Below are 23,312 nucleotides of genomic sequence, written 5' to 3' on the forward strand. Positions count from 1 at the left end.
GTTCCCCAACAAGAGGTATACCGGGCCAACCCCGATCGCCGGGACTTCTCCTCGGTTAAACATCAATTTCGAGAAATTCGCCGACTCGTGATCCGAGCGTGATTCCCGTGGCCGGGCATCGAAGGATCACCAACCGCCGGGCCGCCGTCGAGGAATGCTGCGTTGTCGACCATTCTCACAGCGGGCGTCCCGGGTGCCTGCGCAGTGTACGCCTTTGGCGGCACAACGCGGCGAATCCGGACAAAGCAAGGGGAAACAGTGTTTCCTCCGACGATCGAGAGAGTATTTCGCGGGCGGACATCGCCTCCGTCTTTTCTCGCACGCACCCGAGACCTCTTGGCCGCGCGCGGCGTTCGATGATTTCGACACGGCCACACTCCGTCGCACGATCTTTCCCCGCGAGCGCTCGCGAATAGCGAGACGCCGCCGAACACGCGGACCGACGGCGGCCGGCGGCGGCCGGTTTCCAAAAAGTGAACGCTCCGGGTTTCGCCGTCGCCGAACGCCGCCGACCTGTTGTTTTCCGCGCCGACGGAGGTCACCGGACCACGTTTTCCGCACTTCGCCGGTAAACTCCGGGCAGCCGGTTCGCGTCGCCGCCGGAGATCGCCGGACCAGCCCCGCCGGACACTCCGACATCACTTTCCGTAATCGGCGACCGGTGCCGGTGGGCGCCGAATGGCCGACCCCCGACCTCGCCGGATTCCCGCGCCCGAGAGCCTCCCGCCCGGGAATTCAGCGGCGCCACCGCCATTTCGCCGCATTGATTCGTAGTATCCGGCGACCGCCCGGTCGCAAAAACAAGATCGTCGATCAAGAATTTGTGCCGCCATTCTGGTGAATTCGCGTTTTCGGCGCGCATCCCGCGTTGTCAAGCGATGTCCCGGCTCCTACAGTGGCCTGCCTGACGTCGGGGAATATTTCACACGAATCCGCTGGATTCGGTACATCAACTCACCTCCTTCGAGGAGCAGGTCTTGTTTGGAATCGTCAGGAGCAGCGGCCGGGCTCGCGCCGGCCGCGCCGCGCTCGCCCTCGCCGCGGTCACGATCGTCACCGGCTGCGGCGCCCTCGGCGCGGCCGAGCCGAACGCCGCGGCGAGCAGCGACCTGGAGAAGTCGACGCTCAAGGTGTCGATCTTGCCCACCACCGACCTCGGGCCGTTCTGGCTGGCCCAGGACGAGGGCTTCTTCAAGGCCGAGGGCCTCAACGTCGACTCCGTCATCGCCGCCAGCGGCCAGGCCTCGCTGACGAAGGCGATCTCGGGCGAGGCCGACATCGCGTTCTCGACCTACCCGCCGTTCTTCACCGCGACCGGCACCGGCACCGCGGACATGCAGCTGGTCGCCGACGCGACGTCGGTCAACGCCAAGAGCAATGCGATCGTCACGGTGCCGAATTCGCCGGTGAAAACAATCACCGACCTGGCGGGCGCCAAGATCGCCATCACGGCCAAGAACACCGCGTCGGATCTGCTCACGCGCTCGGTGATGCAAGACCACAACGTCGATTTCGGCAAGGTGAAATGGGTGCTGATCCCGCTGCCGAACATCGCCGCCGCGCTGCAGCAGGGCCAGGCCGACGCCGCGTACCTGCCGGAGCCGTACATCACGCAGGCCGCCAAGACGGCCGGCGCGATCCCGGTGATCGACATCAACACCGGCGCGACCCAGGACTTCCCGCTGACCGGTTACGGAGCGACGCGGAAGTGGGTCCGGGAGAACCCGAAGACGCTGGCCGCGTTCCAGCGCGCGATGCAGAAGGCCACCCACGAGGCCCTGGTCGACCGCGCGAAGGTCGAGCCGCTGCTCGTGCGGTTCGCCAAGATCGACGAGGACACCGCCAAGCTGCTCACCCTGCCGGGCTACGGCTCGATCCTGGACGCCCGGCGCCTGCAGCGGGTGCCGGACCTGTTGCTGCAGCTCGGCGTCATCCCGAAGCCGATCGACGTGAACTCGATGATCGGACCGCAAGCCGGTAGATGACCCGTACCGGCTCCTCCTCGCTATACGATCCGCACCCGGGACCGGGCGCCGCCACCGGCGTCGAAAAGTTTTTCCGGGGCCGTGTTGATCCGCGGGCCGCCCGTTCGACAAGAGGGGGTGAGGGCCGAGAGGCGGCCCCGCGGACGAGGAGAGCACGATGTCGCAGTACATGCTGATCATGCGGGGCACCGACGAGTCGAACGCCGCCATGATGGCCAACATCGACGAGATGATGGTCAGCAGCCGCCAGTTCATCGAAGACCTGTTCAAGGCCGGTGTCTACGTCGCGGCCGAGGGACTGGACGACCCGGGCCAGGGCGTCGTGGTCGACTTCAGCGGCGAAACCCCCGTGGTCACCGACGGGCCGTACGGCGAGACCAAGGAACTGTTCGGCGGCTTCTTCCTCATCGACGTCGCCTCGAAGCAGGAGGCGGTCGAATGGGCCAAGCGGGTGCCGGCGGCCCCGGGCGCCAAGGTCGAGGTCCGGCGGGTGCCCGGCAGCGAAGAGGTCCCCGGCGGCGCCACCGACGGCCGGAACTGATGGGACCGGCCGACGTCGAGGCCGTCTGGCGGATCGAGTCGGCGCGGATCGTCTCCGCGCTGACCCGGTTCACCGGCGACTTCGGGCTGGCCGAGGACGCCGCCCAGGAAGCGGTCGCGGAGGCACTGGTGTCGTGGCCGCTCGACCCGCCGGCCAACCCGGCCGGCTGGCTGAAGGCCACGGCCCGGCGGCGCGCGATCGACGCGATCCGCCGCCGGACGGCACTGCAGGACCGGTACGCCCTGCTGGCGGCCGGTCCGGAGACCGACGACGAGGTCGACCCCGACCGGATCGACGACGACGTCCTGGCGCTCATGTTCACCAGCTGCCACCCGGTGCTCTCCCCCGAGGCCCGGGTGGCGCTGACCCTGCGCGTGGTCGGCGGCCTGACCAGCGAGGAGATCGCCCGCGCGTTCCTCGTCCCGGTGCCGACCGTGCAGGCCCGCATCACCCGCGGCAAGAAGACGATCGCGGCGGCCGGGGTGCCGTTCGAGCTGCCGCCGCCGGCCGAACGCCGGGAGCGGCTGGGCGGGGTGCTCAGCGTCCTCTACGTGATCTTCACCGAGGGCTCGACGGCCACTTCGGGCGACCGGCTGCTGCGGCCCGACGTCGCGTACGAGGCGATCCGCCTGGCGCGCACGCTGGCCGCGCTGCTGCCGGACGAGCCGGAGGTGCACGGCCTGCTCGCGTTGTGCGAGCTGACGGCCGCGCGCTTCCCGGCCCGGACGGGCGCGGACGGTGCGCCGATCCTGCTCGAGGACCAGGACCGCCGGCGCTGGGACTTCTCGGCGATCCACCGCGGGCTCGCCGAGCTGGCCAAGGCGTCGGCCCGCGGCCTCGGCCCGTACGGCCTGCAGGCGGCGATCGCGGCCACCCACGCGACGGCGGCGTCGGTCGAGGCGACCGACTGGGACCGGATCGTGGTGCTGTACGAGGCACTGGGCCGGGTCGCGCCGTCGCCGGTGGTGGAGCTCAACCGGGCCGTCGCGGTGGCGATGGCGTCGGGTCCGGCGGAAGGCCTGGCGATCGTGGACGAGCTGGTGGCGACCGACCGGCTGCCGGGGTCGCACCTGGTCCCGACGGTCCGCGGCGAGCTGCTGACCCGCCTCGGCCGGCTCCCGGAGGCGCGGGCCGAGCTGGAACTGGCGGCCCGGCTGTGCGTCAACCAGCGCGAACGCTCGGTGCTGCTGCGGAAGGTGGCCGCCCTGGACTGAGTTTCCCCGCCGGTCAGCTTCCGCCGAGGTGCCGCAGGACCTGCTCGACGCACTCGGCCGCGGACGCCGCGGCGGTGTCGAGGACGAGGTGGTCGCGGTCCCACGGCTCGTACTCCCGCTCGACGACGTCCCGCCACGTCGGCAGCGCGAGGCCGGGGATGTCGGCCGTCCGCCCTTCGACGCGGGCGCGGTGTTCGCGCGGATCGGAACAGACGAGCTCCACTTCGAGCACCCGCGGACCGACCGCGCGCCAGGCGTCCCGGGTGAGCCGCAACGGGTTCACACACTCGGCGACGACGTCGACGCCGTTGGCGAGCTGGTCGCGGGCCAGCGCGTAACCGGCGACGTACCCCGCGGCCCGCGGCCGCGCGGCCAGCTCCCCGGAGTCGACGAGGGCCTGCTCGATCGTGTCGATCCGCAGGTACGCGGCCCCGAGAGTCCGGGCCAGCGGCCGCGCGATCGTGGACTTGCCGGTGCCCGGCAGCCCGCCGAGCACGACCAGAGCGCCGGACGTCGTCATGCGGGGCAGCCTAAGCCCGGCGCGGGAGTTCCCACTCGTCCGCCGGGTCCGGCCGGCACGGTTACCGTCGGGGCATGAAGCCGAGCACTTCGCACTGGGGCGCCTTCACCGCCGAGGTCGGTCCCGATGGCCGGCTGCGGGTCGAGCCGCACGCGGCCGATCCGGCGCCGTCGCCGCTGCTGGGGAACCTGGCCGCCGCGCTGGACCACCCGAGCCGGGTGGCGCGCCCGGCCGTCCGCCGCGGCTGGCTCGACGACGGCCCCGGTCCGGACGATCGCCGGGGCCGCGACGAGTTCGTCGACGTTCCCTGGGACGACGTTCTCGACCGGCTGGCCGCCGAGCTGGACCGCGTCCGAGCCGAGCACGGCAACCAAGCCATCTTCGGCGGCTCCTACGGCTGGGCCAGCGCCGGCCGGTTCCACCACGCCCAAAGCCAGCTGCACCGGTTCCTCAACACCATCGGCGGCTTCACCTCCTCGCGCAACACCTACAGCAACGGCACCTCCTCGGTGCTGCTGCCACACGTCGTCGGCGACACCCACGCGGTGCTGCGGCAGGCCTCGACCTGGCCGACGATCGCCGCACACACCGAACTGATCGTCGCGTTCGGCGGAGTGCCCGAGAAAAACGTCTTCGTCACCCCGGGCGGCGTCACCGTCCACGGCACCCCCGGGCACCTCGCGCGGCTGCGGGCCCGCGTCGCGCTCGTCAGCCCACTACGCGACGACGTCCCGTCCACAGTGGACGCCCGGTGGTACCCGATCCGGCCCGCCACCGACACCGCCCTGATGCTCGCCCTCGCCCACACCCTTGCCACAGAAGACCTACACGACAAAGGTTTCCTGGACCGCTACTGCGTCGGCTACCCCGAGTTCGAACGCTACCTGCACGACAAGACACCGGAATGGGCCGCCGGGATCACCGGCATCCCGGCCCCCGACATCGTCGCGCTCGCCCGGGAAATGGCCGCGAAACGCACACTGGTCACCGTCACGTGGTCGCTGCAACGCACCGAACACGGCGAACAACCCGTGTGGACCGGCATCGCGCTGGCCGCGATGCTGGGCCAGATCGGCCTGCCCGGCGGCGGGTTCGGGCACGGCTACGGCTCGATGGGCGACGTCGGCGACACCGGCCCCGAACTACGCATCCCCCACCTCCCCCAGGGCACCAACCCGGTCGCCGAGTTCATCCCGGTCGCCCGGATCGCGGACCTGTTGCTGCACCCCGGTGAGACCTACGACTACGACGGCGAAGTCCGCCGCTACCCCGACACCCGGCTCGTCTACTGGGCCGGCGGCAACCCCTTCCACCACCACCAGGACCTCAACCGCCTGCGCCGCGCGTTCACCCGCCCGGACACGGTGGTCGTCCACGAACCCCACTGGACGGCGACGGCCCGCCACGCCGACATCGTCCTGCCCGCGACGACGGCGCTGGAACGCGAAGACCTCGGCTCGGGCCGCCGCGACACCCACCTGATCGCAATGCACCGGATCGCCGAACCCGCCGGCGAAGCACGCGACGACTACGCGATCTTCGCCGGGCTGGCTATCCGTCTCGGGGTGGAGAAGGAGTTCACCGAAGGCCGCACCGCCCGGCAATGGCTGGAACACCTCTACGACGGCTGGCGCAACGAACCGACATTCGAGCAGTTCTGGACCGACGGCGAACTGCGCTTGCCGCCCGGCCGTGAACACCACACGCTGTTCGAGGATTTCCGCGCCGACCCCGACGCCCACCCGCTGAAAACCCCCAGCGGCCGCATCGAGATCACCTCGGCAACCGTCGCCGGCTTCGGCTACCCGGACTGCCCCGGCCATCCGGTCTGGCTGCCACCGACCGAAACCGGGCCGCTGTGGCTGATCGCGAACCAGCCGCACACTCGGCTGCACAGCCAGCTCGACGCCGGCGAGGTCAGCCAGGCGGGCAAAGTGGCCGGGCGCGAGCCGATCCGGCTGAACCCGGCCGACGCGGCGGCCCGCGGGATCGCGGCCGGCGACGTCGTCCGGGTGTTCAACGCCCGCGGCGCCTGCCTGGCCGGCGCGGTCCTGGACGACGCGCTCCGGCCCGGGGTGGTCCAGCTCGCGACCGGCGCGTGGTTCGACCCGGTCGACGACCACCCCACCGGGCCGCTGTGCGCGCACGGCAACCCGAACGTCCTCACCGCCGACATCCCGTCGTCGCGGTTGTCGCAGGGCTGCGCGGGTCAGCACGCGGCGGTGGACGTCGAACGCGTCGAAGGCCCGCTCCCGCCGGTGCGGGCGCTGCGCACACACGGTCCGGAAACCGCTTTCCGGCGATAGACTGGCCCGCGGACAAAGGAGTTCGCATGGTCACCGCGTTCAGCCGTCGCACCGTCTTGATCACCGGCGCGGGCGTCACCGCCGGCCTCGCACTACCCGCTGTCGCCCACGCCGCCCCGGACAGCGGCGTCGGGTTCACCCTCGACGCCGAAACGCTCGACGGCGGCGAGCAGATCACCTCCGTCACCCTCGACACCGCCCGGCTCGGGCCGATCGACCCGGCGGGCCTGACCACCACCACGTTCAGCGTGCACGCGAAGGCCACCAGCCCGATCGACACCGGCGGGCAGGACATCGGCTACGACCTCGACCGGCCGGTGACGGCCGCGCGGCTCGACCGCCGCGGGAACATCGTGCTCGCGCTGAGCCACGGCGAAGGCCAGACCGGCGGCGGCACGCTCGGGTACATCACCAGCAAAAGCCGCAACGTCCGGCTCGACCTGGTCTACACCATCACGCAGAACGCCCCGCTCCGGCGGCACGGCCGGCCGGTCACCTTCACCCGGTTCACCCAGGGCCGGCTGGCCAACCCCGAGGTCGACGCTTTCACCTACCACGTCTCACGGTCCGGCATGAAGTACCGGCTGTACTCCCCCGCGCCCCGACGCGGCCGCCGTCCCCTGATCGTCTGGCTGCATGGCGGCGGCGAAGGCGCGTCCCTGCCCGACGGCTACTACGACAACGAGACGACGTTGCGCGCCAACCGCGGCGCATTGGGCTTCGCCACACCGGAAGCGCAGAAGATCTTCGAGGGCGCGTACGTGGTCGCGCCGCAGTGCACCGCCGCCTGGATGGACGACGGCCCCCGCTTCGCCCCGCTCATCCAGGAGATCGTCCGGGACGTGCTCCGCACGCGAGCCGTCGATCCCGGGCGCGTCTACGTCGTCGGCTGCAGCAACGGCGGCTACATGAGCCTGAAGATGACCACGGTCTACCCGGCCACGTTCGCCGCGTCGGTCCCGATCTGCGGCGTCGTCGCGGGCCGCAAGGCCGGCGACCCACCGCTGATCCCCGACGGCGAGCTGACCGCGATCCGCACCCCGACCTGGCTGGTCGCCTCCGCGGACGACGACACGGTGGACCCGCAGGCCAACAGCGTCCACGCGCACGACCTCATCCCGCGCTCGACGTTGACGCTCTACGACCACGTCGTCTGGAACGGCCACCAGTTCCCGGGCCACTGGTCGTGGATCTACGTGGCCCGCAACGACCCCAGCGACCACGGCACCCACGTCTGGCAGTGGATGGCGCGGAACCGAACCTAGGTCGCGGTGCCGGTGATCGCGGTGGCGCCGCCCACGGCCATGGCGGACAACGTGAACCCGCCGTCCTCGCGACGCCCGTGGGTCAGCACCGTCGCGCCGGAGAACACCGGGCTGGACAACCGGTACTCGAACGACGTCACCGGGCGGTCGCCGTGCCGGCGCGGGATCTCCAGCAACAGCAAGGCGAGCAGCGGGCCGTGCACGACCAGCCCGGGGTAACCCTCGACGCCGGTCGCGTACGGCTCGTCGTAGTGGATGCGGTGGGTGTTGTAGGTCAGCGCGCTGAACCGGAACAGCAGCCGCGGCCCGGTCGGCGTGCTGATCTTCCACTCGTGCGGCGGCTCGCCGGCCGGCTCGGGCTCGGCGAGCTGCCGCCGCTGCCCGGCGGGCTGCGACCGGTAGACGACGTCCTGGTGCTCGGTGAGCAGGAGTTCCTCGCCGCGCCGGAATTCGTGGCGCACGGTCACGAACGCCATCTGCCCGCTGCGGCCCTCCTTCACCACGACGTCGGCCAGTTCGCTGCGGCGGTCTATCCGGTCGCCGAGGACGATCGGCGACCGGACCTCCAGCCGGCCGCCGGCGATCATCCGGCGCCGGTGCGGGATCGGCGGCAGGAACCGCCCTTCCGCCGGATGACCGTCTTCGCCGAGCGCGGCCTGCGGCGTCGGCTCGAGGAAGTGGAACCAGTGCCACAACGGCGGTAGCGGTCCGGCCGGCGCGGGTTCGTCGAGCAGCGCCGCGAACGCCGTCGCCGGCCACGCGCCGATTACCTCGGACGTCTCGACGGCGTCAGGTTGCCAGCCGGCGACCGCGTCCCGGAGGTTCACCGCAGGCCTCCGCGAGCGACGAGCTGGCCGACGATGACGTTCTGCTGGATCTCGTTGGTCCCTTCCCCGACGATCATCAGCGGCGCGTCCCGGAAGTACCGCTCGACGTCGAACTCGGTGGAGTAGCCGTAACCGCCGTGGACGCGGATCGCGGCGAGAGCGACCTCCATCGCCGTCTCCGAGCAGAACAGCTTCGCCATCCCCGCTTCCAGGTCGGCGCGTTCGCCGGAGTCGTACCGGCGGGCGGCGTGCAGCAGCAGCTGGCGGGCGGCGGTCAGCTTGGTCGCCATCGTCGCGAGGTGGTTGCCGACCGACTGGTGCTGCCAGATCGGCTTGCCGAACGACTCGCGTTCCCGGGCGTACTTCAGGGCGTCGTCGAACGCGGCGCGCGCGACCCCGGTGGCGCGCGCGGCGACCTGGATGCGGCCGACCTCCAGGCCCCGCATCATCTGCGCGAACCCTTTGCCCTCGGTCTCGCCGAGCAGTGCGTCGGCCGGCACGCGGCAGTCGTCGAAGGCGATCTCACAGCTCTCGACGCCCTTGTAGCCGAGCTTCGGCAGGTCCTTGGAAACGGTGAAGCCGGGCCCCTTCTCGACCAGCAGGATGCTGATGCCGCGGTGCGCGGGTTCCGCCCGCGGGTCGGTCTTGCACAGCAACGCGACCAGGCCGGAGCGGCGGGCGTTGCTGATCCACGTCTTGGTGCCGTCCACGACGTACCCGCCGCCTTCCTTGCGCGCGGTCGTGCGCAACGCTTGCAGGTCCGAGCCGCCGCCGGGTTCGGTCAGCGCCATGGTCGCGCGCAGCTCGCCGGTCGCCATCCGGGGCAGGTAGCGCTGCTTCTGCTCTTCGGTGCCGAAGGTGAGGATCAGCTTCGCGACGACCGTGTGGCCGCCCATCGCCCCGGCGAGGCTCATCCAGCCGCGCGCGAGTTCCTCGGTCACGAGCGCGTAGCACTCGGTGGAGACGCGCACATCGCCGTACGGCTCGGGGATCGCCAGCCCGTAGATGCCGAGCCGCTTCATCTGCTCGATGAGCTCTTCGGGGTAGGTGTCGGCGTGTTCGAGCTCGCGCACGACCGGCCGGACGTCGCGGTCGACGAAGTCGCGGACCGTGTCCACAATGGCCAGTTCGGCGTCATCCATGGGCTTTCTCCTCGGAACGTGGTCGCGCACCGAGCTTCCCACCGAACCCGAGCCGCCGCGCGGCGGTGTTCCGGGCGGCTCACCACCGCCCGGGCCACCCCGCTGCTCAGCTGGCGACGAACTGCATGACCCAGTCACCGCCACCGTAGGGCGGCGCGGCGACGTTCAGCTCGCCGTTGTCCGGGGCCGCCGCCTTCCACGGGCCGAGCACCCGCAGCTGGTAGTTGCCGACCGGCACGCCCTTGAACGTCGCGTAGCCGTCGGCGTCGGTCCGGGCGTACGCGCGGATGGTGCCGTTGTCGAGCAGCACCAGGTTCCGGTACGCCATGCCCTCGCCGGCGTCCGGCGCGTTGTTGCCGTTCTTGTCGAGCCAGACCTGGCCGTGGGAGTCGGCCACCTTGCCGGGTACCTTGGCGGTGACGGACACGTACGGCGCGCCGCCGGTGTGGCCGTCCTGGGCGGTGCAGTCGAGCCCGGTGACGCCGGTGTAGGCCGCCTTGTCGGGCACGTTGCCCGTCGCGGTCAGCACGATCCGCTGCCCCGCGGCCAGCGAGCCCGCCCGGCGCTGGTTGGCGAACGCGCCCCACTGGTCGTCGGTCACGGCCAGCGCCGAGCCGAAGCCACCCGCGTCGCAGGTGAGGAAGAGACCGGTCAGCGGCTTGGTGCCGGAGTTGGTGAGCGTGACCGTCACCTTGCCCGTGTCACCGGCGGCGTAGCTCGCCTTGTCCAGCGTGAGGGTCTCGTGCAGCACGTCGGACAGCGGCCGGGTGGCCGCGACCTCCAACGCCGTGTAGGCGCCCCGGCCGTCCAGCCGCAGGTCCGGCAGGGCCGGGGCGATCCAGCCGCCGGGCAGCTGGTCGAAGCTCAGGTAGGCGGTCCGGGTCAGCGGGAGGCCGTCGTAGGAGAAGTGGCCGGTCGCGTCGGTGGTGGTGTACATCTCGAGCGTCGTGCCGACGCCGAAGAAGCGCACCCGGGCCCCGGCCAGGGCTTCCCCGGGCGACGGCTTGCCGTCGCCGTTGGTGTCCCCGTACAACACGCCGGCGACCCGCTCGGTGCCCGTCGCGAGCGGCACGGTGACCCGCTGGACGTTGTCGCTGTAGTCGGTGTCGCCGGCGCCGTACACCTCGACGTGCACGACGGAGTCGCCGTAGTACGTCGACCCGAGCTGCCCGGTGAGGTGGAGGGTCCGGGTCTCCCCCTGCGCGATGGTGGCGCCGCTGCCGCTGTCGTCGAGGTCGCCCCACTGGTGCTGGTCGACCCGGAAGTCCGTCCCGGACTCCGAAAAGGCGGTCCCGAAGGCACCGGAGACGGCGGAGTCCCCGATGTTGCTCACGGTCACGTCGAGCCCGACGTACTCGCCCAGGAGCCAGTGCCCCTGCTGGGCGACGACGCTGACCTTGAGGTTCGGCCCGGAGGCGGCCAGCGCCGGCGCGGCGGCCATCCCGGTCATGAGGAGTGCCGCGGCCAGCACTGAAGCTGACCGCGTGAATCTGCCAGTCGGCATGGTTTTCTTCCCCCTTTTGGGTTGTAGGGGAAACCTAGGACCGCCCCCGGGGTCCGGGGAGACCGGAACATTCCGCTGGACCGGTACGGCAACCTTTGCCGGGAGTTGTGCGTTCTGCCGCGGTGAACCGGCTGGGGCCGGTCCGTTCCCCCGGTCCGCCAAGTGGCCCAATCCGCCGGTTTCCGCCCGGAAGGCAGCGGGACGGTGTTAACTTCCGTCCGTCATCCGCTGCCCCGAGCGAGGTGTTCCCGTCACCGTGACAGTGCACACGGACAAGTTCGCCGCCTACCTGCGCATGTTGAAGGACCGCAGTGGCCAGGGCTACGAACGGCTCGGCAGGCTGGCCGGGGCCAGCGGGTCCAGCCTGCACCGGTACTGCTCGGGCAAGAGCGTCCCCGCCGACTACCGCGTCGTCCACTCCTTCGCCAAGGTCTGCGGCGCCTCCGCGGACGAACTCCGTGAGCTGCACCAGCTCTGGGCCCTCGCCGACGCCGGCCGCGTCGACGAGGTGCCGGCGGAGCCCGTCGAGGCTCCCGCGCCGCGACGCCGGCGCTGGTACGCCGCGGTGGCCATCGCGGCCGTCGTCCTCCTCGCCGGCGGGTTGTTCTGGGTCACCGCCGACGGGTCGGGCGCGCCTCCCGGCCGGTACGCCGACCGGGTGCTGTTCTCCCCCGGCTGCCAGCCGCCGGTGAGCATGGGCCAGCACGACGAGTGCGTCACCGAGGTGCAGAACCTGCTGGCCGCGGCCCAGGGACGGCTCTCGGTCGACGGCTCGTTCGGCCCGGAGACCCTGCGCCGCGTCACCGCGTTCCAGGTGCTGGCCGGGCTTCCGCCCCGCGGCGTGGTCGACGACGCCACCAAGAACGCGCTCTACGACCACCGGACCAGCCTGGCGGGCTGGTCGCCGGCCATGGTGGAGCAGCGGATCCGGGCCGTGTTCACCGAAGCGCCGGACACCGCCGTCGCGATCGCCCGCTGCGCCTCGTTCCTCGATCCGCTGTGGGTGCTGCCGAACACCAACGGCAGCCGCAACTGGGGGGTCTTCCAGATCTCCGACGCCCGCCTGCTGGACCTCGGTGGCACGCCGCGCCAGGCGTTCGACCCGGCCTGGAACATCGACGCGGCGCACCGCCTGTGGAGCTCGCGCCACGACTTCCACGACTGGCCGTCCTGTTCGGCGGCGCTGCAGACCCCGCCACCGCACTGAGCGCGGAAAAGGGCGAAGCCCGCGCCCTCCGCGAGGGGCGGCCCCTGGGAGAGGGCCTGGAGGGCGCGGGCTTCGCGGCATGCTGACGCCGGAAACCCCGGACTGGCGGGGTTCCCGGCGTCAGACCCCCAGTGGCCGGATCAGACCGTGCCGTTCTCCCACCACCACGAGCGGCCGAGATCGGCGCGGCTGTCCACGTGCTGGTGGTCGGTGTTGTACGTCTCCAGGCCGGAGAACCCGCAGGTCTCGGCCTTCTGGTAGACGGTCTTGTTGGCCACGCCCGGCACGTTCAGGTCGGCCGCGGTGCCGTACAGGTGCATGCTGTCGCTGGCGCCGCCGATCGCCGCGTTGTGCGCGATGCTGCGGAACCCGGAGTTCACCGTGATCGGCGTGTTCCCGAGCTTCTTGCGCAGCGCCTCCAGCTTGTACATGCAGCGCCGGGCGTTCTCCTTGGCGGTGGCCGCGCTGACCTTGCCGCCGTTGAACGTGCCGCTGTCCCGGTCGGTGAACTCGCTGAAGTCGAAGTGCGCGGTGGACCCGTCGCTCTGCTCCAGCGCGTTGAGCGCGGCCTGGGTGGCCGGGCCGACCTGCGCGTCCGCGCCGAGCCCGTAGGCGCTCTGGAACCTGCGGACGGCCGCCGCCGTGCCGGGGCCGAACTCGCCGTCGATCGAGACCCGGCTCTGGCCGGCGTGGTCGGCCGCCCAGCCCGCGACGCGGATCTGGAGCTCGGTGACGTCGGCGCCCGTGCTGCCCTCGGTGAGGGTGCGGGACCACGGGTACGCCTGGGCGGTGCCGGTCAGCAGCAGCGGGCTGACCGCCGCGGCCGCGCCGAGCACCACCGCGCCGCGCAACACCGTGCGGCGGCTCATGGGGAGGGTCATTCTCGTCCTTCCTGTAGGGAGGTTCACCGGTTGGCGAGCTGGTCGAGATCGGCCTGGGTGCCGTTGAAGACGTCGCCGGTCGCCGGCGCGGGGATGCCGTCGGGGATGGCCGCGTCGGTGTACTGCCACATCAGCCAGGTCGCCGACCCGGCGGGAAGCGCCGGCTGCGTGACGGATTGCCGGTAGTCGGCGAGCTGCATCGGATAGGCGGACAGCGCCGTCGTACCGCCCAGGCACGCGTCCAGGAACGACTTCTGGGTGTAGATGATCGGGGTCCGGCCGAACGCGGCCTGCACCTTGTCCAGCCACGCCTTGGTGTCGGCGACGGTGACGTACGGCGGGCAGCCGCCGGAGCCGTCGTCCTTCCACTCCAGGTCGAACACGGGCGGCAGGTCACCGGCGCGCTTGCCGGTGTAGCCGGTGGCCTTCACGGCGGCGATGAACCGGTCCGCCTGCGCGCCCCCGGTGCCGGCCGCCGTGCCCGTGTAAAAGTGGTACGGCCCGACGGCCAGGCCGGCGTTGCGCGCGGCGGGCAGGTCGGTGGCGAGGTAGTCGTCGGTGACGTTCAGGCCGCGGGTCGCCTTGACGGTCGCGAACTCGACGCCGGACGCCTTCACCGCGCCCCAGTCGATCGGCGCGCCGCCGGGGTGCTGGTACTTCGCCGTGTCGACGCCGTCGATCGGGTGCCCGGCGGGTTTCGGCGGCACGCAGTAGGCGTTGCGGCTGGACCAGTCGGTGACCTTCGCCCAGGTGGTGGGCCCGGCGACCCCGTCGGCACTGGCGTTGACGCAGTGCTGGAACTCGATCACCCGGTTGCGGGTGCCATCACCGAAGTTGCCGTCGATCGTCAGGGGCGGGTAGTGGCCCGGCTCCATGGCGAGGTTCAGCCGGCACTGGAGTTCCTCGACGTCGGTGCCGGTCGAACCGCTCTGCAGGGTCGGGCGGGCGGTGGACAGGCCGCACACGACGCTCTGCGCGGTGCCCGCCGTGCCCTGGGTGGCGCACTTGCGCGGCCGGGCGGACCACGAGTTCAGCGCGGCCCAGGTGTTCGGCCCGATCCGGCCGTCCACGCTCAAGGCGGCGCACTTCTGGAACACGCGCACGCGGGCGTCGGTCGCCGGGCCGAAGGAGCCGTCCGCGCCGATGGGCGGGTACCGGCTCGCCTTGGTTGCCAGGTTGAGTTCGCACTGGGCTTCGGCGACGGCGGCGCCGGTCGCCCCTTGGGCCAGGGTGGGCTGGGAGCTGGTGTGCCCGCACACCGCGACGGGTTCGGCCGCGACCGCGGTTGCGGCCGCGGCGGGGACCACCAGCAGCACCGCGACGGCCAGAGCGAGTCTTTGCATGGCGAGGAGGCTGGCAGTGGTCCACTCCACCGGTCGCCGGTCACCGCCCGATTCGGGACGCCGGGACGATCCCACCCGCCGGACCAGCGGGAACGCGGTCCCCGTGGGACGCCACTGGGACGGCGGGCCACCGGGACGTCCGGAGTTTTCCGATCCTCGCGGCAGTCGGTTCGGCTCCGCGGGCCGGTCGTGGCACGCAGGATCGCCCGCTTCGCGGCCGGCTACGCGATGCCTTCGCCTGCCGGGCTCGGGGCGGCTGTGCAGCTCCATCGCGGGCACGTCGCCGCCGTGCTGGCCCTCACCGTGGTCGCCGCCGGCCTGTTGCTGTTCCTGTTCGCCGGCTGGCTCGCGCTGATCGGCTGGGCGCTGGTCAAGGCGTTCCCGCTGCTGTGGCCGTGACCGGCGGCCACGGCCGGGCCTCCCCCAGCAAGCCGATCATGCCCGCCACCAGCCGCATCTGGTCCACCGTGCGGATGTCGGCCTCCACCAGCTTGGCCGAGCACACCAGGACCGCCAGGACCTGCGCCCGCGAGAGGGCGACGTTCAACCGGTTGCGGGACAACAGGAAGTCGAGGCCGCGGGGCAGGTCGACCGCCGAGGACGACGTCATGGTCGTGATGACCACCGGGGCTTCCTGGCCCTGGAAGCGGTCGACCGTGCCGACCCGCACGCCCGGGAAACCGGCGTCCGCCAACGCCCGCGTCACCGTGCGCGCCTGCAGGTTGTACGGGGCCACGACGACGATGTCGGTGTCGGCCAGGGGCCGCGGCGGGCCGTGGTCCGTCCACAGGCGACCGATCAGGTCCGTCACGACGTCGACGACCGCCGCGGCCTCCTCGACCGAGCGGGTCGTGTTGCCGTGGTGGTCGACCTCGGCCAGGTACAGCCCGGCGGGGACGTCCTCGAGGGCGCGCTCGGCGGCCGTCGGGTGGGCGCGCAGCTGTCCGGCGTAGGACAGCTTCGACACCGGCTCGCACACCGCGGGGTGCAGGCGCCGCGTCTCGTCGAGGAAGTAGCCGAGGTCCGCCGGCATGATGTCGGCCTCGCCGATCAGGTGGCCCAGCGCCGACGCCTCGGCGCCCGCGGGATGGGTTCCCTGCACGACCTGCGGGAGCTGCTGCGGGTCGCCCAGCAGCAGCAGGTTCTTCGCGCACATCGACACGGCCAGCGCGTCGGCCAGGGCGAACTGGCCGGCCTCGTCGATGATCAGCAGGTCGAAGGGTTCCTCGCGGATGGCGGCGTTGGCGAACGTCCACGCCGTGCCGCCGACCAGGTGCCCGGTGTCGTGCTCGTCGCGCCACTTCACCAGCGCCGGGTTGCTCTTCGGCTGCTCCCACGGCGCGGCCGGGTCCGGGGTCCGCTTGGCGCGCTTGGCGCACGGCAGCTCGGGCGCGCTCTTCTTCGCCGCGCTCAGCACGTTCTCCACGGCCTTGTGGCTGGTCGAGGTGACGGCGACGGTGCGCCCGGCCCGCACGAGCCGGGCGATCAGCTTCCCGGCGAGGAACGTCTTGCCCGCACCGGGCGGTCCCTGGACCGCGAGTGTCGAGCCGTCGAGGGATTCCACCGCCTCGATCACGGTGGCGACCAGATCCGCGCCCGGCTCCGGCAAAGCTCCGCCGCGCAGCCGCGGCGGGGTCCGCCGGAGCAGGTCGACGCCGGGGTGCCGCGGCAGCGCCGGGAGCGCGTCCACCACCAGCTGCGCGAGGTCGGCGACCGCCTCGTCCTTGGGCGAGGGCCGCACCGGGCTGCCGGGCAGCACCGCGGACGGCCGTTCGGCGCTGGTGGCGTCGGGCGGGCAGCTCTCCTCCAGCGTCAGCTCCACCGCCGACGCGGCCGCGACCTTGGCGTCGCGGGTGCCGCCGTCGTAGCGCAGCCGCACCTCGTCGCCGGGCGCGAACGGGTGCGGCCGGTCCGGGTCGCACGCCAGGACGAGGGTCCGCTTCGCGGTGCGGACGCGGCCGGCCGGCGGGACCCACTCCCCCGCCTCCAGCGACACCGGCACGGTGCACGAGGTGTCGACCTCGAGGTCGCCGAGCGGCGCGGCGAGCTGGCGGAAGTACTCCCACCAGGCGGGGTTGGTCTCGCGGCGGTGGTAGCCGACCGCGGCGGCCAGCAGCGCGCGGGCCCGCTCGTCGGCGGTGAACTCGCCCGGGTCGTCCGGCAGCCCGTCGAGCAGCGGATCGACGAGCGCGGCCAGCCGGGCGGCGCGTTCGGCGCGCCGTTCGGCGGCGACGTCCTCCTCCGCCGCGCGCAGCAGCGCGTCCTCGGGCGACTCCTCCGGCGGGGCCACGAGCTCGATGCCGGAGCCGGCGCGGACCTGGTGGAGGAACTCGAACAGCCGCAGCGCCGAGACGCAGTCCTCCTCGCTGTCCCCGGCGATGCCGCGCAGGACCTCCTCCGCGCGGCCCGGCTCGGCGGACAGCGTGAGGTACTCCTCGTAGGCCTCGACGTCCGACATGGCGGTCTTCACGTCACCCTCGCGGGTGCCGGGCCGGTAGAGCGGTTCGAGGTGCCGGAGCGAGTAGGACCGCTGCGAGACCCGCAGGGCCTTGCGGACGACGGTGTGCAGGTCCACCAGCGCGCCCCTGCGCAGCAGCTGGTCGACGGTCTCCTCGCGCGTCCCGTGCACGGCGGCGAGCCGCTTGACGGCGGTCACCTCGTAGGGCCCGTAGTGGTAGACGTGCGCCCCGGGGTGCTCGGCGACCCGCGCGGCGGCGAAGTCCACGAACTCCTCGAAGGCCCGCTTCTCCTGGGCCCGGCTGTGCGCCCAGAACGGGGTGAACCGCCGCTCGCCGTCGGGGGTGAGCGCGCCGAAGAGGAACTCCAGCCCTTCGCCCGCCAAGGCGTGCGGATCGCCCGCGAGGTCCACGAAGACGTCACCGGGATCGGGCGCCGGCAACGCGGCCAGGGCCTCGGGGTCGACGACCTCGTAGCTGACTTCGCCGGTGGCGTCCTGTTTCACCTGGAGTGCAGCCTGGGCGCGCAGGGTGGTGAACGCGGTGGCGGACAGATCCCGCGGCCGGTCGCCCGGCGCAGCCGCCGCGAGCGCCTCGACGGACCCCAGCCCGGCGGCCACGAGCTTGCGGCGCTGGTCGCCCCGCATCCCGGCGACGAGCAGCAGGTCCCGATCGGCTTCCCGGGCCGACGCGCAGTGGCGGGCGTATCCGCAGCCGGAGCAGGCCGGGCGTTCGTCGGCCCACAGCGGCGTCGGAAGCACCGGCGCGCGGCCGTCCAGCCGGGCTCGCAGCCGGTCCACCAGCGGCCGGAAGTCCTCGGTCCGCAACGTCCGGACACCGCCGTCCCCCAGGCGCAGGTGGACGTGCGGGCCGGTCGGCCACCCGGCCCGGCGCAGCGCGTCGGCGAACGCGACCAGCCGGACGACGGCCGCGGGCTTGACCTGCCGGGCCGGCTCGGCGTCGTGGACCTCGTAGCGGCCTTCGGCGTCCTGGATCAGGAAGTCCGCGACACCGGAGAAGTCCTGGTCGTGGAGAACGGCCTGGTGGATGACAGCGGCCCCCGACCACAGCGCGGCCGCGGTGGTCTCGGCCGCGGCGACGCGGTCTTCGACGTCGACCTCGAAGACGTCGTGGCCCTCACGGCGCAGCCGGGCGAGCATGGCCCGCGCGGCGGCCCGCCGCCGCCGGCCGGCACCGGGATCCTCGACGGGCCGCGGCGCACCCGGCAGGCCGGCGGCCAAGGCCTGGTCGAGCAGGCTGCGGTGTTCGCATTCGAGGAGGTCGGCGAGATCGGCTGGGGTGAGCATCGCCAGGCAGTCTGACACGGCGGTACACCCGGTCGGAGCAGCCCGCCCCGGACACGCCGTCCGGCCGGCCTCAGCAGCCGTTACCGAGGCAGCGCCGCTCCGGCAGAGCGCCCGCCGCCGTCCGAGTGAACGTCACGCGCCCTGGTTTTTGCCGGACTGGATCGCCTCGAGCAGAGCCCGGATCCTGGCGGCACGGCGTGGTTCGCCGTGCTCATCGAACAGTACGAGCGCCTCCTGCCAACAGGCGACAGCTTCGGACGTACTGCCGATTCGTCGAAGCGACACCGCCAGCGTGTCCAGCGGGATGGCCACAGACCACACGACGTAGCCGTGGGCGCGTCCGATGGCGATGGCGTCTCGGCACAACTCGATTGCCTGTTCGTGATCATCGAGTCCTTGAAAGGCTTCCGCGAGATGGTGCAACGCGGTGGCTTCACCGGTCAGATCGCCAGCGAGGCGGCGCAACATCAAGCCGCGACGGCCGTGCTCGAGGGCACACTGGTATTGAGCCAGACCGGTGTACGCCCTACTGAGATTTCCCTCGTTGACCGCTTCCAGGCGCCCGCTATCCACACCCTCGCTCAGTGGCAGCGCCTCCTGAAGGTACGGCAGTGCTTCCTCGAAGCGCCGCTGGTCACAGAACAGCATTCCCAATTGAGTCAGCGCCAATGCCAAGTCGGCATCGTTACCGACTTCGCGAGCGAGTCGAAGCAGATGCTCGAGTTCACCCAGCGCCTCCTCCCAGCGATGCAGGTACGCGAGCGTCTCACCGCGCGTGGCGCGCAACTTGAGTTCCGCTTCACGGTCGCCGAGACGCAGCGCTGCCGTCAATCCGATTTCTTCGGATTCAAGCTTTTGATCTCGGCTACCGCGGAATATCAAGAAACGAGTGCTCTGAGACAGATGCACCGCGTGCCGATACAGCCCATAGTCCATCGCTTGACGCAAGGCGGCGAGCAAATTGGTGCACTCGACCTCAAGCCAAGCCAGCGCCTGCACGCGTTCGGTTATCAACGAAGGACTTCCGGAAGAGTCCAGCTTCAGCGGAAGTCGAGAATGAGCGGGAAACGCCAACTTGTCGCATTCGTAGGCAGTGCAGGCGTACCACGACAGCAGGGACTCGACCGCATGATCGCGATCCGCACCGCTATGAAGGTGTGCCTGCTCATTGGCATAGACTCGCAAAAGATCGTGCATCCGGTAGCGACCTACCGAAACTTGCTCGATCAAATGCGCCGCGGCCAGACCTTCCAGCAAGCGGCGCGCCTGGCGCGCATCGACGTCGGCAGCCGCCGCCGCCGCGGTCAAGCTGATGTCCGGGCCGGCGTTGAGACCCAGGCATCGGAACATCCGCGCCTGGTCTGTCTGCAGGCGTCGGTAGGACCAGTCGAATACGGTTCGCACAGCCGCGCGCTCATCACCGCTCCTGCTGAGGACATCCAGTCGCTGGCGATCATCGGCAAGTTCTCCGACAACATCGGCGACGGTGGTGTGCGGCATGCCGGCAACCCTCCCGGCGGCTATCCGCAGCGCCAACGGAAGGCGCGCACACAGCCGAACCAGGTCGGCGACGGCGTCCGGCGCAGCAGCAGTTCGCGAAGCACCGAGGACCCCAGCCACAAGGTCGTGCGCTTCCGATGGTCCAAGGAGGTCCAGGGTGAGCCGAGTGGCTCCCTCGGTGATGACCAGGCCGGTAAGACTGTCGCGGCTGGTCACCAGGGCCATACAACCCGGAGCCGCCGGCAGCAGCGGGCGTACCTGATCTGCGTTGTTGGCGTTGTCGAGCACTATCAGCATTCGTCGGTCCGCCAGCGAAGATCGATAGAGGCCGGCTCGCGCATCGAGCCCTTGCGGCATCCGGTCGACCGGAGTGCCCAATGCGCGCAAGAACCCATCGAGTATCTCACTCGGTGCGGCTGGCTCCCCCGGTCCATAGCCGCGCAGGTTGGCGTACAGCGTCCCATCAGGAAACCGGTCTTGGACGCGACGCGCCCAGTGCACCGCCAATGTCGTCTTGCCGATCCCGCCGCTGCCATCGACGGCCGAGATCACCGCAGCTCCCGGAACCTGGTCACGAGAACCGCCTGTGAGCAGCGCGTCCAGTGCGGCGAGGTGCTCTGCGCGTCCCGTGAAATCCCCGACGGTCAGCGGCAATTGCCTGGGCACCCGAAGTGCATCAGCAGAGCTTTCCTTGTCGCCGGTCACAATGAGCAGTCTGTCCGAACCCGCGTCTGCGAGACCGCGGTCTGTGCGGAGTCCACCCTCTTGGAGCACCGGCCACCAGGCAGGTCTGGAATCAGCAGCGAAAGTAAGGCGAGGCGGACGACGGCGTCGGCCTTCGCGGCCGCCTCGCCCCGCCATAGCCGACGAGAACAACGCCAGCAGAACTCGCGATCGCCCTCTCCACTTATTCGAAGTATTAAGGCTTCGCCGGCGGGGTGGTGCCGGTCCGTTCGTCGCCGTAGCTGAGCCACGTTCCGGTCGGGGCGTGCTGCCCGACGCCCGGACGGTGGTAGTCGCACACGCCGTCCGGGAACGTCGTCCGCAGCCGTTTCCGGTCCGCCGCGGTGAAAGTGACCGGGTAGTCGCGGAAGTCCAGCGGGCGGAGCCGGCACTTCAGCACGTCCAGAGTCAGGCTCTCCCCCGCGACCATGCGGGTGTTGACCGCTACCGGGTACTGCGCGCCGCACTGGCCGCTCGCCGGGTACGTCAGCTTCTCGGTGATCCGCGACGCCGCGGTGAGGTAGCAGCCGTCGCCGAGGTCGGCCGGCCGGTTCGCCAGCACCTTCTGCTGGAGGCTCCGGTGCGACCCGTCGGCGTCGATCGCGGTCAGCCAGCGGTCCATCGCGCCGAGCTCGTAGACACTGGCGGCCGCCGCTTCGGGCGCGGTGGCGTGGTTTTCGATGATGACCTGGTTGCCCGCCGTGCCGTTGGCCCGCAGAAGCCGTTGCCGCATCACGTAAGACCACTCGGTGGTGTGGATGTCGTTGCCGAACCCGGCGAGGTCGAGGTCGGTCCGCTGGTCGATGATCGGCGTTTCCCGCAACCCTTGCGACGCGGAGTTCACGATGTCGTCGGCGTACACCGCGTCGAGCGCCTTCGGATCGGCGGCGATCCGTTGCGCCACGGGCTTTCCGGTGTAGTCGAGGCCGCCGATGCTCGCGTTGAGGTCCACGAACTGCGCCGCGGTGATCGTCCCGGCCTTCAGCGCGGCCAGGCCGTACTGCACGCCGGTGGTGTCCAGGGTGCTGCGCACGAACCCGGTCCGCGGGTCCCGCCCGACCTGGTTGACCAGCTGCTCGTTCGAGTTGCACTTCACCCCGCCCGGGTTGGTGACCGGATCCCACCGCGCCGGGACGGGGATGGCCGCGTTGCAGCTGCCGGTCGCGGTGGCGCGGCTGGCGAAGGTCTGGTCCCAGGAGACGCAGGTGTCGTAGCTGGGGAAGCCCGCGACGGCCTGCTTCTGCGTCGCGGTGAACGACGCGCCCGGCCCGGCGAAGTACCGGTTGAGCAAGCGGCAGTCCGACACCGGGCCGCCCACGCTCAGCGGGTCCGGGAACGAGACGCCGGGGATGATGCCGTCGACGATGCCGGGGTAGTTCTCCGCGATGTCGTACTGCTGGATCGCCCCGCCCGAGCCACCCCAGCCGATGGTGTGGGCGACCGGGCCGTAGGTCTCGATGAAGTGTTCCTTGACCATCATCGCCGCTTCGGCCGAGATGATCGGGCTGCAGTTGTTGTCGAGCACGTTCAGGCTCGACGACGTGACCGCGTAGCCCTGGGCCAGGAACAGGTCGTTGACCACGCCGCCGGTCGAGGCGCCCTGGTGGTAGCCCGCGTTGCAGCCGCCGCCGAAGGTGTAGACCAGCTTCCCGTTCCAGCTGCTGTCGGGCGCGAAAGGCGACGGCGCGCCGGCGTAGAGGGCCGCCATTTCGTAGACAGCACGGTCGATCGTGCCGCGTTCGACGCGGACCACGTACGGCACGGCGTGTCCGTTGACGGTGGCCGTCGCGAGGTCCGCGGGCCGGGTCGCCGGGTCAGCGAGCGGCGCGAACGCCCCGGCGGTGGTCTTGTACTGGTAGCTCACCTGCGTCGGCGCGCTGCACAACGGCTGCGCCGCCGGGGGCAGGCCGAACGCCTGGGTCTCGCAGTAGAACGGCAGCTGCTGGGCGCCGGAGAAGACGGGCCCGGTGATCGGGTGGTTGGTGACGCGCAGGTCCGCGCCGCGTCCGCTCGCGCGGGCGCTCAGGTCGTTGGTGCCGTTTCGCAGGCCGGTCACCAGACCGAGCAGGCTGCCGTCCGGCTGGGCGTGGAAACTCGAGGTGACGTCGTGGCCGTTGGCGCTGACGCGCACCCGCGCGGCCGGCGTTCGCTCCGGCGGAACGACCTTGACCAGCACCTGTCCCCCGCTGACGAGCGCGGGACGCGGGTTCGACACCGTCTCGATCGTCAGCTGCCGCCCGGGTGCCGGGCCGGCGGACGCCACCGCGGACCCCGTCAGCAGGACGGGCACGGTCAGGGCCGCCACGAGGACGGATGAGCGCACAGCACGGTTCGCCACCGGAGACTCCGCTCGCTCGTGGCACCGCGTCGTCGCGACACCGGGCAGGTGCCGGTATAGCACCTGCGGGCCGGACGGAACAACCGCCGCCTTCGCGCCGCGGCGCGGGTTTCAGAACCGGAACCGCACGATGCGGGACGACCGTTTCATACCCGGCAACAGGTTTAGGAGGCGGCGCACGTTCGCGGGTGCCTTGGCGCGCAGCACCGGGCTGAGCGTCTTCTGCGCTCCGGCGAGACCGGTGTCGTGCACG

Annotated in this window: 17 protein-coding genes; 7 read left to right on the plus strand and 10 right to left on the minus strand. The window is 71.4% G+C overall.

What is annotated here, in order from left to right; genetic code table 11:
• Positions 1–977 precede the first annotated feature (977 nt).
• The 3 genes from ACZ7OH_RS24815 to ACZ7OH_RS24825 all read left to right on the plus strand — a co-directional run bounded on the left by ACZ7OH_RS24815 (position 978) and on the right by ACZ7OH_RS24825 (position 3,740).
• Positions 978–1,985, plus strand: a complete 1,008-nt coding sequence (locus tag ACZ7OH_RS24815; protein WP_470282933.1) for an ABC transporter substrate-binding protein — start codon at positions 978–980, stop codon at positions 1,983–1,985.
• A gap of 157 nt (positions 1,986–2,142) precedes the next feature.
• On the plus strand, positions 2,143–2,526 hold the full coding sequence (locus tag ACZ7OH_RS24820; protein WP_400898975.1) for a YciI family protein: 384 nt from the start codon (positions 2,143–2,145) through the stop codon (positions 2,524–2,526).
• Positions 2,526–3,740, plus strand: coding sequence for an RNA polymerase sigma factor (locus tag ACZ7OH_RS24825; protein WP_470282934.1), 1,215 nt, complete (start codon positions 2,526–2,528; stop codon positions 3,738–3,740). The genes ACZ7OH_RS24820 and ACZ7OH_RS24825 overlap by 1 nt, the downstream gene beginning before the upstream one ends.
• Before the next feature lie 13 nt (positions 3,741–3,753).
• Here ACZ7OH_RS24825 and ACZ7OH_RS24830 read toward each other — a convergent pair whose 3' ends face one another.
• Positions 3,754–4,260 carry a P-loop nucleotide/nucleoside kinase family protein gene (locus tag ACZ7OH_RS24830; RefSeq protein WP_470282935.1) on the minus strand — a complete coding sequence of 169 codons (507 nt, stop codon included), beginning with the start codon at positions 4,258–4,260 and terminating at the stop codon, positions 3,754–3,756.
• 74 nt (positions 4,261–4,334) lie between these two features.
• Here ACZ7OH_RS24830 and ACZ7OH_RS24835 point away from each other — a divergent pair, with 74 nt between their 5' ends.
• Positions 4,335–6,566, plus strand: coding sequence for a molybdopterin-dependent oxidoreductase (locus ACZ7OH_RS24835; RefSeq protein WP_470282936.1), 2,232 nt, complete (start codon positions 4,335–4,337; stop codon positions 6,564–6,566).
• Between the two features lie 26 nt (positions 6,567–6,592).
• Complete coding sequence (locus tag ACZ7OH_RS24840) at positions 6,593–7,831, plus strand: prolyl oligopeptidase family serine peptidase (protein WP_470282937.1); 1,239 nt, start codon at positions 6,593–6,595, stop codon at positions 7,829–7,831.
• Here ACZ7OH_RS24840 and ACZ7OH_RS24845 read toward each other — a convergent pair.
• The 3 genes from ACZ7OH_RS24845 to ACZ7OH_RS24855 all read right to left on the minus strand — a co-directional run bounded on the left by ACZ7OH_RS24845 (position 7,828) and on the right by ACZ7OH_RS24855 (position 11,304).
• The gene (locus tag ACZ7OH_RS24845) at positions 7,828–8,658 is read right to left on the minus strand and encodes an HTD2 family dehydratase (protein ID WP_470282938.1); all 831 of its coding nucleotides are present in this window, start codon (positions 8,656–8,658) and stop codon (positions 7,828–7,830) included. The two genes, ACZ7OH_RS24840 and ACZ7OH_RS24845, sit on opposite strands and share 4 nt — an antisense overlap.
• On the minus strand, positions 8,655–9,800 hold the full coding sequence (locus tag ACZ7OH_RS24850; protein WP_470282939.1) for an acyl-CoA dehydrogenase family protein: 1,146 nt from the start codon (positions 9,798–9,800) through the stop codon (positions 8,655–8,657). The genes ACZ7OH_RS24845 and ACZ7OH_RS24850 overlap by 4 nt, the downstream gene beginning before the upstream one ends.
• A 106-nt stretch (positions 9,801–9,906) precedes the next feature.
• Entirely contained in the window at positions 9,907–11,304 is a 1,398-nt protein-coding gene (locus tag ACZ7OH_RS24855) for a hypothetical protein (protein ID WP_470282940.1), read from the minus strand.
• A gap of 256 nt (positions 11,305–11,560) precedes the next feature.
• Between ACZ7OH_RS24855 and ACZ7OH_RS24860 the strand changes: the two genes are divergently transcribed.
• Positions 11,561–12,511, plus strand: coding sequence for a helix-turn-helix domain-containing protein (locus tag ACZ7OH_RS24860; protein WP_470282941.1), 951 nt, complete (start codon positions 11,561–11,563; stop codon positions 12,509–12,511).
• Between the two features lie 140 nt (positions 12,512–12,651).
• Here ACZ7OH_RS24860 and ACZ7OH_RS24865 read toward each other — a convergent pair whose 3' ends face one another.
• Both ACZ7OH_RS24865 and ACZ7OH_RS24870 read right to left on the minus strand, forming a co-directional pair.
• Positions 12,652–13,392, minus strand: coding sequence for a D-Ala-D-Ala carboxypeptidase family metallohydrolase (locus tag ACZ7OH_RS24865; RefSeq protein ID WP_470282942.1), 741 nt, complete (start codon positions 13,390–13,392; stop codon positions 12,652–12,654).
• Positions 13,393–13,415: 23 nt separating this feature from the next.
• On the minus strand, positions 13,416–14,735 hold the full coding sequence (locus ACZ7OH_RS24870; RefSeq protein WP_470282943.1) for a GH25 family lysozyme: 1,320 nt from the start codon (positions 14,733–14,735) through the stop codon (positions 13,416–13,418).
• A 189-nt stretch (positions 14,736–14,924) separates the two neighbouring features.
• Here ACZ7OH_RS24870 and ACZ7OH_RS24875 point away from each other — a divergent pair, with 189 nt between their 5' ends.
• Positions 14,925–15,134 (plus strand): hypothetical protein, encoded by a 210-nt coding sequence (locus ACZ7OH_RS24875; RefSeq protein ID WP_470282944.1) that lies wholly within the window; start codon positions 14,925–14,927, stop codon positions 15,132–15,134.
• On the opposite strand, the gene ACZ7OH_RS24880 is transcribed toward ACZ7OH_RS24875, so the two are convergent.
• The 4 genes from ACZ7OH_RS24880 to ACZ7OH_RS24895 all read right to left on the minus strand — a co-directional run bounded on the left by ACZ7OH_RS24880 (position 15,106) and on the right by ACZ7OH_RS24895 (position 23,311).
• Positions 15,106–18,498 carry a TM0106 family RecB-like putative nuclease gene (locus ACZ7OH_RS24880; RefSeq protein WP_470282945.1) on the minus strand — a complete coding sequence of 1,131 codons (3,393 nt, stop codon included), beginning with the start codon at positions 18,496–18,498 and terminating at the stop codon, positions 15,106–15,108. The genes ACZ7OH_RS24875 and ACZ7OH_RS24880 overlap by 29 nt on opposite strands.
• A 132-nt stretch (positions 18,499–18,630) precedes the next feature.
• Entirely contained in the window at positions 18,631–20,703 is a 2,073-nt protein-coding gene (locus ACZ7OH_RS24885; RefSeq protein WP_470282946.1) for an ATP-binding protein, read from the minus strand.
• A gap of 214 nt (positions 20,704–20,917) precedes the next feature.
• On the minus strand, positions 20,918–23,059 hold the full coding sequence (locus ACZ7OH_RS24890) for a DUF6351 family protein (protein ID WP_470282947.1): 2,142 nt from the start codon (positions 23,057–23,059) through the stop codon (positions 20,918–20,920).
• Positions 23,060–23,170: 111 nt separating this feature from the next.
• Positions 23,171–23,311: a hypothetical protein gene (locus ACZ7OH_RS24895; protein ID WP_470282948.1), complete on the minus strand. Its 141-nt coding sequence runs from the start codon at positions 23,309–23,311 to the stop codon at positions 23,171–23,173.
• Position 23,312 lies beyond the last annotated feature (1 nt).

The sequence above is a fragment of the Amycolatopsis sp. NPDC114478 genome (assembly GCF_055633805.1).

Excerpts from the sequence above, each read along its gene's own strand:
- ACZ7OH_RS24880 (WP_470282945.1), bottom strand. The coding sequence starts at position 18,498 with ATGCTCACCCCAGCCGATCTCGCCGACCTCCTCGAATGCGAACACCGC.
- ACZ7OH_RS24850 (WP_470282939.1), bottom strand. The coding sequence starts at position 9,800 with ATGGATGACGCCGAACTGGCCATTGTGGACACGGTCCGCGACTTCGTC.
- ACZ7OH_RS24865 (WP_470282942.1), bottom strand. The coding sequence starts at position 13,392 with ATGACCCTCCCCATGAGCCGCCGCACGGTGTTGCGCGGCGCGGTGGTG.
- ACZ7OH_RS24825 (WP_470282934.1), top strand. The coding sequence starts at position 2,526 with ATGGGACCGGCCGACGTCGAGGCCGTCTGGCGGATCGAGTCGGCGCGG.
- ACZ7OH_RS24855 (WP_470282940.1), bottom strand. The coding sequence starts at position 11,304 with ATGCCGACTGGCAGATTCACGCGGTCAGCTTCAGTGCTGGCCGCGGCA.
- ACZ7OH_RS24870 (WP_470282943.1), bottom strand. The coding sequence starts at position 14,735 with ATGCAAAGACTCGCTCTGGCCGTCGCGGTGCTGCTGGTGGTCCCCGCC.
- ACZ7OH_RS24830 (WP_470282935.1), bottom strand. The coding sequence starts at position 4,260 with ATGACGACGTCCGGCGCTCTGGTCGTGCTCGGCGGGCTGCCGGGCACC.
- ACZ7OH_RS24835 (WP_470282936.1), top strand. The coding sequence starts at position 4,335 with ATGAAGCCGAGCACTTCGCACTGGGGCGCCTTCACCGCCGAGGTCGGT.
- ACZ7OH_RS24840 (WP_470282937.1), top strand. The coding sequence starts at position 6,593 with ATGGTCACCGCGTTCAGCCGTCGCACCGTCTTGATCACCGGCGCGGGC.
- ACZ7OH_RS24820 (WP_400898975.1), top strand. The coding sequence starts at position 2,143 with ATGTCGCAGTACATGCTGATCATGCGGGGCACCGACGAGTCGAACGCC.